Below are 8,256 nucleotides of genomic sequence, written 5' to 3'. Positions count from 1 at the left end.
CGGCGCAGACCGAGCAGGCACTCGACGGTCGTCGTCTTGCCCGCGCCGTTGGGGCCGATGATCCCGAAGATCTCGCCCTCCTGCACCGTGAACGACACGTCGGCGACGGCGACGGTCTCGCCGTAGGCCTTGCGCAGGTTGGCGACCTCGATGATGGACATGGCACCAGCCTGCGCCGACAGGCACGTTGCCGGTATCGGCCGACCGGGCGCGCTTGCCTCGGGCCCGGACGACGGCGCCATCCTCCAGACGGAGGATGGCGGTGGGCCTCAGTCCTCGTCGCGAAGCCGGGCCCGGGTCGCACCGTCCGGGTGTGGCGCCTCCGGTACCGGGTGCACCTTGGGCACCCGGGCCAACGCCCGGGACAACAGCTCGGCGGCCTCGTCGCGCAGCGTCAGAGCGTTGCGCAGGTCGAGCCGCAGGCGCGGGTAGGTCGGGTGCTCCCGCTGGACGTGGAACCCGGCTCGTTCGAGGTCGGCGACCTCGGGGATGCACGGGTGGTGCCCGAGCGCGCTCGGGCCGGCGCCGATCGCGTCGAGGGAGCGCGCCTTGTGCCGCACCGCATCCTTGGCCGCGGCCTGGACGAGAGCCTTGTACAGCCCGCGGCCCCGCGACCGGTCCGCCACGGCCATCGCCACGAGCATGAGGGTGGACGGGTCGGACGGCCCGGTCGCGAAGGCCGCCAGCCGGGGAACCTGACGGGCCGGTGCGAGCAGGACGTGTCCGACCGGTGCCCCGTCGACGTAGACGACCCGGCCCGGCGGTCCCCAGTCGTCGGTCACGGCCGCGACCCAGTCGGCGAGCAGGGCCAGCGGCTCGGGGCCGCCTCGGTGCCCGTTGCGCGGGACCGTCTGCCAGTACGTGCACGGGGCGCATGGGCCGACCAGGTCGGTGACCCGGTCGGGGGTGAGGACGCGGACCTCGCGTCTCGTCACCCGTGCGACCGGCCCGTCCATGTCCCCATTGTGCCCACGTGCGCAAGGGCACGTTGCCCGGGTGGAAGGTGAGCGGCATACCCGAACTACGGTGGGAGCATGAGCGAACCGGGCACCTACGTCGAGAAGTCCTTCACCCGCGACACCCGCTACCTGCCCGACCGCATCACCCGCGACGCCCGGGACGGCTGGCCGGTGCAGGCGGGGCGCTACCGGCTGGTCGTGGCGCGAGCGTGTCCGTGGGCGAACCGCGCCATCATCGTGCGGCGCCTGCTCGGCCTCGAGGACGCGCTCTCGATGGGCATCTGCGGCCCGACGCACGACAGGCGCAGCTGGACCTTCGACCTCGACCCGGACGGCCTCGATCCCGTGCTGCGGATCCCGCGCATCCAGGACGCCTACCTCAAACGGGACCCCGACTACGCACGCGGCATCACCGTCCCCGCGATCGTCGACCTCCCCAGCGGTGCCGTCGTGACGAACGACTTCAAGCAGATCACCGTCGACCTCGAGACCGAGTGGGCCGAGCTGCACCGACCGGGCGCCCCCGACCTCTACCCCGAGGCCCTGCGCGAGGAGATCGAGGCCGTCTCGGAACCGATCTACCGAGACATCAACAACGGTGTCTACACGTGCGGTTTCGCCGGCTCGCAGGAGTCGTACGAGGAGAGCTACCGGCGCCTGTTCGACGCGCTCGACCAGGTGTCCGAGCGGCTGCGCGGCCGGCGCTACCTCGTCGGCGAGCACATCACCGAGGCCGACGTACGGCTCATCACGACGCTCGTGCGCTTCGACCCCGTCTACCACGGCCACTTCAAGTGCAACCGCTCCAAGCTGACCGAGATGCCGGTGCTGTGGGCCTACGCGCGTGACCTCTTCCAGACGCCGGGGTTCGGCGACACGGTCGACTTCGCCCACATCAAGGAGCACTACTACGTCGTGCACCACGACGTGAACCCGACGGGGATCGTGCCGCTGGGTCCCGACCTGGCGGGGTGGGCCACCCCGCACGGGCGCGAGGAGCTCGGCGGGTCGCCGTTCGGTGACGGCACGCCGCCCGGTCTGGTGCGTGAGCCGGTCGAGCCGGCGCACAACCCCGTGCTGTCGGCGTTGCGCTGATCCGGCACGCTGTTGGGTTCCATTGCGCTGCAAGGGGGTTCAGGCAGGTCAGGGGGTGCGCACGCTCAGGTCGCCCTGGCTTGGCCTGCTTCGACATCCGGTGGCGAGTGTTTCCGGGCGAACTCCGTCCTGCGCCGGCCGGCCGGCACCGTGGCCATGTATGCCGTCACCTGCTCGCTGAGCGCCGGCCACGTGTCGTGCTGCGCGACGGGGACGACCGAGCCGACGACCTGGTCGGGGTGGACCTCGACGAGGTTCCACGACTGCGGGCCGTCGATCGCCATGAGCCGTTCGCGGGGGATACCGAGGTCATCGACGTAGCTGACCCCGCCGGCGACGAAGACCGGGACCGTCCCGAGGGTGCCGAAGCTGGTCACGTGCAGGTGCCCGCTGAGGATGGCACGCACATCCGAGGTGCCCAGCAGATCGCGCAGCCGGCCCGGTTCGCGGAAGTCGAGCAGCTGCATCCACGGCGAGCGGTAGACGATCGGTGGATGGTGCATGACCAGGATGGTCCCGTGCGCAGCAGAGGCACCGAGCTGCCTTGCCAGCCAGTCGAACTGGGCGTCGGAGAGGCCACCGTCGTGGCGTCCTGGGACGGCCGTGTCCAGAGCGATGACGCGTAGCCCGCGCACGGTCGTCGCGGTGTCCTGAGGCGCGTCGGTATCGGTGCCGAAGAGGACCTGCGCGAGGGGTCGTCGCTCGTCGTGGTTGCCCCCGGTCCACACGACGGCGGCGCCGAGGCGCTCTGCGACGGGCTCGACCAGCTCGCGAAGGAGCCGGTATGCCGCTGGGTCGGCCGTGTCGGTCAGGTCCCCGGACAGGACGAGCACGTCGACCTGCTCGCCGCTCATCTCGACGCGGTGCAAGGCGGCGCGCAGCTGAGCCTCGGTGTCGATCCGCCCGTGCAGACGGGTGCCGTCGGCGAGCAGGTGGGGGTCCGAGAGATGGGCAATGACATGCGTCGGTGTGCGGATCGCCCTGCCGAGGACCATTGGACGAGGGTAGCGTCGGTGTCCAGAGGAGGCCTGCCGATGCCGATCCCCAAGGGTGTCACCCGATTCAACAAGAACGTCCTCAACCGGTTCACCCGACATCTCGTCGGTCACGGGCCGTTCGTCGAGATCGAGCACGTGGGACGCCGGTCGGGGAAGGTCTTCCGAACCGTGATCTTCGCCTTCCGCGACGCGGACCGGGTCACGATCGCGCTCACCTACGGGTCTGAGGTCGACTGGCTCAAGAACGTCCGGGCCGCGGGCCGTTGCCGGATGCACCTCGGGCCACGTCTGCTGACCCTCGGGCCGCCCACCGCGATCTCGACAGCCGAGGGGGTGGCGCGCATGCCGCACGGGCCGCGAGAGCTCCTGCCGGTGCTCCGGAGCGATGACTTCGTCGAGCTCCCGGTGCTCGTCGAGAAGACCTTCCGTGGCTGGGATCAGTGACGGGTCTGGCAGCCTGGGCACCAGTAGAGCCTCCGACCGGACACCTTCTCGCCACGCAGGATCGTGCCACAACGGTGGCACGGCTCCCCGGCCCGCTGGTAGGTCGCGAACCGCCGCTCGAAGTAGTCCCCGAGCCGCTCGCCGGTCAGCGACCGCGTGATCGGTCCGGCCCTGCCGTCGGCAACGAGCTGCTCGGCCTCGCGGACCTGCTCGGCCAGCGTCAGGATCTGACCGAAGGCGACCCCGAGCGGCAGGAGCCGGACGAGGTCGGCCCAGATCGTCCACCAGAGCTCTTCGGTCAGTTCGGTCCCGGCCGCGAACGGGTCGATCCGGTGCCGGTGCAGCACCTCGCACCGGTAGACGTTGCCGATCCCGGCGACGACGGCCTGGTCGAGCAGGAGGGCGCCGATGCCGCGCCTGGTGCGGCGGATCCTCATCAGCGCGACCCCGGGGTCGGCGGCCGGGTCGAGGGGGTCGGGCCCCAGTGCGGACCTGATGGCCTCCCTCGTGTCAAGATCGATGAGGGCGCAGACCATCGGCCCCCGCAGGTCGGCGTAGTGCTCCTGCCCGACGAGGCGCAGCCGGACGGTGCCGACCGGGTCCGGCGGCTTGTCGTCTGTGATGGGGATGACGGGGAAGGTGCCGATCAGGCCGAGGTGGACATGCAGGATCCGATCCCCGATGTCGACGAAGAGGTGCTTCCCCGCGGCCGCCGCGTCCTCGAGGACCCGCCCGTCGAGCAGGGCGGCATCCGCGGTGAACCGCCCCTGCGGGCTCGTCGCGGTGACAGGACTGTCACCGAACGCGCGGGTCAGACGGTCGGCCAACGCATGGATCGTGTGGCCCTCGGGCACCGGGTCAGCCAAGCCCCTCGACGCCAGGGCCCTCGACGCCAGGGCTCCCAAGGTCGGGGCCCTCAACACCCATGCGGGCGACGCCCATGAGCGTGAGGATGCGCCGCAGATCCTCCACGGAGGCGAACTCGACGGTGATCTTCCCCTTGCGGCGGCCAAGCGCGATGCCCACTCGCGTGTCGAGCCGGTCCGCGAGGCTCGCGGTGTAGTCATCCAGCTGCGGGTGGCGCGTGCCCGAGCGTGGGCGGTGCGACGTGGGCTGCGGGCTCTCGGCGTCGCCGAGCGTGACGATCTCCTCCACGGTGCGCACGGACAGACCCTCTGCGACGATCCGTTGGGCCAGACGCTCCATCGCGGCACCTTCGGACAGGCCGAGCAGGGCTCGTGCATGGCCTGCAGAGAGGACTCCCGCGGCGACGCGGCGCTGCACGAGCGGCGGCAGCCTGAGCAGGCGCAGCGTGTTCGAGACCTGGGGTCGGGACCGCCCGATCCGCGTCGCGAGCTGGTCCTGGGTGCACCCGAAGTCGTCGAGCAACTGCTGGTATGCCGCGGCCTCCTCGAGCGGGTTGAGCTGGCTGCGGTGCAGGTTCTCCAGCAGCGCGTCGCGGAGCAGGTCGTCGTCCTTGGTCTCCTTGACGATGGCCGGGACGACTTCGAGACCGGCCGCCTTCGCCGCACGCCAGCGTCGTTCGCCCATGACGAGCTCATACCGGATGGCGTCATCCACATCGGCATCGGCGGGGCCGTCGAGCCCCACGAGGTCCGGCGTGACGCGCCGAACGACGACTGGCTGCAAGATCCCGACCTCCGTGATGGAGTGCACGAGCTCGGAAAGCTCGTCTTCGTCGAAGATCGTGCGGGGCTGCCTCGGATTGGGCCGGATCGCGTCGACGGGCACCTCGGCGAACTCCGCACCGGGAACCGGCGCGAGCGCGGTCCTGTCCAGGGTCGGGAGGCCGTGGTCGGTCGCGCTCGGCGAGGGCCCGGTGACATCCGTGGTCCAGGCGTACGTGGGCTCCTCGCCGTCGACGACTGCACCGTTGTGCTTCAGGTCGTCGCCGGACGATCCGACCGCCTCATGGACGACGGTGCTCGTTGTGCCGGCACCGTCTCGGGTGGGGAAGAAGACGTCGACCGGCCGGCCCTCCCGGTTGGGCGGCGCACTTGGGATCAACGCTCCGAGTCCGCGCCCCAGCGCCTGCCGCTTGTCCGCCATCCCAACTCCTTCTGTGCCTGAGGCCTTCCGTGCCTGAGGCCTTCCGAGCCTGAGGCCTTCCGTGCCCGGGGTTTTCGTGCCCGGGGTTTTCGGGCCCGGGCGCGCCCGTGGCGCCTCCCGCAGTCTAGGTGCGCCGTCGACACAGTCCGTTGAGGCACTCCGGACGACGCGCATGTTTCACGTGAAACACACGAACACGTGTCTCTACACTCCGATGCGGCCCGAACTGATGCAGAACTGGGGCACCTACGCCGCAAACGCGCAGTGCTGACCTTCCTCCCGCGTGCTCTCGGCGATATCAATCACCGCGGGTCGTATGACTGGGTCGCCATATGCGTCACCACACCCGGGCCGACAGCAAGGACCTGAGCTGGGTCGCTGTCTGAGGACGTAGGTCACAGGCTGACGCCGCCGACGAGTATCAGTTGACGGGCCAGTGCCACCACGATCACCGGCACGATCACGCCGACCGGAGTTGGGAAGGACCCCGTGCCGGGGTGCACGCTCGGCCAGTGGCATGAACAGCCGGACAAGGACGAGGAAGATGCCCGAGGCGACCAGCCCAAGAGCCTCGAAGGCGACGGCTGTGGCGCCCACCCCACCGGCCGAGAGGAGGCCGATGCTGACGACGATCACCACGGCGGCGCCAAGCAGCCAGGCGAACAAGCCCATCGCACGCAACTGCGGGACCAAGGCCTCACCGTCGTGGGTCAGTGCCGCCAAGCGGTGCACCGCATGCCGGCCCAGGAGGTAGGTGATGCCCCAGCCGACGGCGAAGCCGATCCAGCCAACCACCGCAGAAGCGTCGGCACGCTCCAGGGCGCTGCCGATGTCTCCGAGTGGGCGAACCGGCCGTGATGAGGTCACCGGCGAACTCCTGCACGCTGAGCAGTCCGAACCACAGCACGACGAGCCGCCATACGGGTGCCAGCGGATCGACCGGCAATGCGAGCACCGAGAGCCCGCTGAAAAGGCTGAAGACCGGGCTGGCGAGCGCAGTGACTATGGCCTCGTCATTCGTCGAGTCGTGCTGGTCGACGCTGAAGCCGTACATCGCCGGCGATGTTCCCAGCACCCGAGCCGGTGATCTCGTGCGCCAGGTCGTGCGTCCCGCGTGATCATCACCAGACACGCCAGGGGCAGGCCGCGGCCGAAGCGATCAGCGTCTCTCGCACAGTCGCGACGGGTTCGGCCCGCCCGTGGTTTCGCCGCGACTGTTCCCCGGCTGCCCCAAGCCCGGGAGCGGGGACGCGGTCAGGAGTCGGCTCCGGTGGTCTGATCAGCACAGCCGCCCCCTTGATCCCTTGAGCAGTTGGCGCTTCCCGTCGCCCTCCTCCTACCCAGCCAGTTCGACTGTATGGACGCCACCGTCCGTCTACCAGGTATCCGCGAGGCACCTCAGGTCGGATCAGGCATCCTCTCGCCCCTCAGCCGCAGCATTCGCAACCAGCGGTCTCGTGCGTCCCGTTGCGCGGCAGTCAGCTACGCCTCGGAAGCATCCGACACATCGTCGTGATTGTCATGGGCACGAGGCGACCACGCATCTCGCGGTCTGCGGCCGGCCAAGATGCAGCACAACAGCGGCCAGGACGGTTACCGTGCCCCGGACTCGATCTTGGCGATCGTGCTGATGACGACCTGGCCCGCCGGCGACGCGCCGAGATCAGACGTCGCCGGCGGACCCTCTATCGGCCATCTCACTCGCGGCCTCGAGGTAGGACAGCGCTCCACTGCTTGACGGGTCGTAGGTCATCACGGTCTCACCGAAGCTCGGCGCCTCGGAGATCCGAACCGAGCGAGGCACCGTGGTGCGCAGCACCTCCTCCGGGAAGTGCTCCCGCACCTCCTCCGCCACCTGGGCCGACAGGCGGGTGCGCCCGTCATACATCGTGAGCAGGATCGTCGACACGTGCAGGTCAGGGTTGAGGTGGGACCTGACCAGCTCGATGTTCTTCAGCAACTGTGAGAGGCCCTCCAGGGCGTAGTACTCGCACTGGATCGGGATGAACATCTCCTTCGCGGCCACCATCGCGTTGACGGTGAGCAGTCCCAGGCTCGGCGGGCAGTCGATGAGGATGTAGTCGAACGAGCGGAGGCCCGGCACCGCCGCCGCCTCGAGCGCTCTCTGGAGTCGGGACTCCCGAGCGACGAGCGAGACCAGCTCGATCTCGGCACCGGCGAGGTCGATCGTTGCGGGCGCGCACGACAGGCCCTCGACCGTCTCGCACGACTGGATCACCTCGTTGAGTGGCTTGCCATGCACGAGCACGTCATAGATCGAGGGCACCCCGGCGTGGTGGTCGATGCCGAGCGCGGTGCTCGCATTTCCCTGTGGGTCGAGATCGACAACGAGCACCTGGAGGCCCCCCTGGGCCAGGGCCGCGGCGATGTTGACCGCTGTCGTGGTCTTGCCAACCCCGCCCTTCTGGTTGGCAACCGTCAGCACCCGGGTCCCGCCAGCGGGCTTGGGGAAGGTCCGGCCCGTCAGGCGGATCCGTCGTCGCGCGTTAGCAGCAAGCTCTTGGGCGACCGGCGTGTCCGGCCCGGCGTTCGGGATGGACTCGATGAGCTCGGCCCGCTCTTCGGCCTCGACGGCGGGCTCGGCTCTCGACCGGGCCGTGCGTGCGGGTGTCCCATCGCCGGCCGTAGTCCGGTCCGCTGACGGTGGCTCCGGCTCGACCGTCCCCGAT

At 69.9% G+C, this 8,256-nt stretch carries 9 protein-coding genes; 3 read left to right on the top strand and 6 right to left on the bottom strand.

The annotated features are described in order from the left end of the window. The coding region (locus tag L0H79_RS18505) for an ATP-binding cassette domain-containing protein (protein WP_301486118.1) at nucleotides 1-161 on the bottom strand (161 nt) is incomplete at its 3' end. 108 nt (nucleotides 162-269) lie between these two features. Further along, a complete protein-coding gene (locus L0H79_RS18500) occupies nucleotides 270-956 on the bottom strand; it encodes a GNAT family N-acetyltransferase (protein ID WP_301486117.1) in 687 nt (228 codons plus the stop codon). Nucleotides 957-1,034: 78 nt separating this feature from the next. On the opposite strand from L0H79_RS18500, the gene L0H79_RS18495 reads away from it, so the two are divergent. Continuing rightward, the gene (locus tag L0H79_RS18495) at nucleotides 1,035-2,054 is read left to right on the top strand and encodes a glutathione S-transferase family protein (RefSeq protein ID WP_301486116.1); all 1,020 of its coding nucleotides are present in this window, start codon (nucleotides 1,035-1,037) and stop codon (nucleotides 2,052-2,054) included. A gap of 65 nt (nucleotides 2,055-2,119) precedes the next feature. Here the strand turns inward: L0H79_RS18495 and L0H79_RS18490 are convergent, their stop codons facing one another. Further along, on the bottom strand, nucleotides 2,120-3,049 hold the full coding sequence (locus tag L0H79_RS18490; protein WP_301486115.1) for a metallophosphoesterase: 930 nt from the start codon (nucleotides 3,047-3,049) through the stop codon (nucleotides 2,120-2,122). 39 nt (nucleotides 3,050-3,088) lie between these two features. Here L0H79_RS18490 and L0H79_RS18485 point away from each other — a divergent pair, with 39 nt between their 5' ends. Continuing rightward, nucleotides 3,089-3,496: a nitroreductase/quinone reductase family protein gene (locus L0H79_RS18485; RefSeq protein WP_301486114.1), complete on the top strand. Its 408-nt coding sequence runs from the start codon at nucleotides 3,089-3,091 to the stop codon at nucleotides 3,494-3,496. Here the strand turns inward: L0H79_RS18485 and L0H79_RS18480 are convergent. Further along, a complete protein-coding gene (locus L0H79_RS18480) occupies nucleotides 3,490-4,350 on the bottom strand; it encodes an Fpg/Nei family DNA glycosylase (protein ID WP_301486113.1) in 861 nt (286 codons plus the stop codon). The two genes, L0H79_RS18485 and L0H79_RS18480, sit on opposite strands and share 7 nt — an antisense overlap. A 4-nt stretch (nucleotides 4,351-4,354) precedes the next feature. Beyond that, nucleotides 4,355-5,566: a ParB/RepB/Spo0J family partition protein gene (locus tag L0H79_RS18475; protein ID WP_301486112.1), complete on the bottom strand. Its 1,212-nt coding sequence runs from the start codon at nucleotides 5,564-5,566 to the stop codon at nucleotides 4,355-4,357. 489 nt (nucleotides 5,567-6,055) lie between these two features. Here L0H79_RS18475 and L0H79_RS18470 point away from each other — a divergent pair, with 489 nt between their 5' ends. Next, a complete protein-coding gene (locus L0H79_RS18470; RefSeq protein ID WP_301486111.1) occupies nucleotides 6,056-6,424 on the top strand; it encodes a hypothetical protein in 369 nt (122 codons plus the stop codon). An 805-nt stretch (nucleotides 6,425-7,229) separates the two neighbouring features. Here L0H79_RS18470 and L0H79_RS18465 read toward each other — a convergent pair. Further along, a partial coding sequence (locus tag L0H79_RS18465; RefSeq protein ID WP_301486110.1) for a ParA family protein occupies nucleotides 7,230-8,256 on the bottom strand: 1,027 nt, incomplete at its 5' end.

It is taken from the genome of Intrasporangium sp., from assembly GCF_030452765.1.
Taxonomy (GTDB): Bacteria; Actinomycetota; Actinomycetes; order Actinomycetales; family Dermatophilaceae; genus Intrasporangium_A.
Note: the sequence above shows the minus strand (reverse complement) of the source record. Positions and strands in the feature narration are given on the sequence as shown.

Excerpts from the sequence above, each read along its gene's own strand:
- L0H79_RS18500 (WP_301486117.1), bottom strand. The coding sequence starts at position 956 with ATGGACGGGCCGGTCGCACGGGTGACGAGACGCGAGGTCCGCGTCCTC.
- L0H79_RS18495 (WP_301486116.1), top strand. The coding sequence starts at position 1,035 with ATGAGCGAACCGGGCACCTACGTCGAGAAGTCCTTCACCCGCGACACC.
- L0H79_RS18490 (WP_301486115.1), bottom strand. The coding sequence starts at position 3,049 with ATGGTCCTCGGCAGGGCGATCCGCACACCGACGCATGTCATTGCCCAT.
- L0H79_RS18485 (WP_301486114.1), top strand. The coding sequence starts at position 3,089 with ATGCCGATCCCCAAGGGTGTCACCCGATTCAACAAGAACGTCCTCAAC.
- L0H79_RS18475 (WP_301486112.1), bottom strand. The coding sequence starts at position 5,566 with ATGGCGGACAAGCGGCAGGCGCTGGGGCGCGGACTCGGAGCGTTGATC.